At 43.4% G+C, this 800-nt stretch carries 1 protein-coding gene and 1 pseudogene; both read left to right on the top strand.

What is annotated here, in order from left to right; genetic code table 11:
- Window positions 1–113: pseudogene (locus R8N49_RS26370) on the top strand (HD-GYP domain-containing protein); the annotation flags it as partial.
- Between the two features lie 200 nt (window positions 114–313).
- Window positions 314–800 (top strand): LysE family translocator (locus tag R8N49_RS26365; protein ID WP_318190352.1); only part of this gene is annotated, 487 nt, incomplete at its 3' end.

Below are 800 nucleotides of genomic sequence, written 5' to 3'. Positions count from 1 at the left end.
ACAAACGATACATTGATGTCGCGATGGTGGATTTAAAAACAAGTACGCACAAAATTGAAAGAGCGATAGCGCCTTCATCTTTAGAAATCGATCCAAAACCGTTCTATGACTAAATCGGTGCTTAGCTTGAATCATTACTGACTATTTTCTTTACACTATTGCATATAGCGAGTATTTTGGTTGCATAATTAATGCGCAATGAGGATTGCGCATTTGCCTCAAAAATACGTTTCAAGGATAGAAGCGTCGATGCTACATCACGTAGCTAAAGCCTTAATATGTGGCACCAAACCATGATTGGAAAGGAGCGCCAATGCAACTCGATACTTGGATTTACTACACTCTCGCGATACTCGTGCTCACAGCCTCTCCTGGGCCAAGTTCTCTACTTTGCTTAAGTAAAGGCGTCAGCAGCGGTTTTCGTCTTGCACTGACGACGGCTCTAGGCAGTTTAAGTGCGATTACCATCATTCTTACCCTTTCTTTTACCGGTTTAGGCGTTGTGATTGCGTCTTCTGAGTTCGTGTTTAACATCATCAAATGGTGTGGTGCGGCATATTTGATTTGGTTAGGCATTCAAGCATTTCGATCAAAACAAAACGATTTTGCGAAGTCCGACTCTGCACAGGTGTCAACCAGCCACGTCAGCGCCTATACCAGTGGTTTTATCGTTGGTTCCAGTAATCCGAAAGCCATTATTTTCTTTACGGCACTATTCCCACAATTCATTGACCCAACCGCTTCGCTGCTGACCCAATATGCGATTTTCGCGGGTACGTTCGTAGTATTCGAATTGAGCT

It is taken from the genome of Vibrio sp. 1978 (assembly GCF_033344345.1).
Note: the sequence above shows the minus strand (reverse complement) of the source record. Positions and strands in the feature narration are given on the sequence as shown.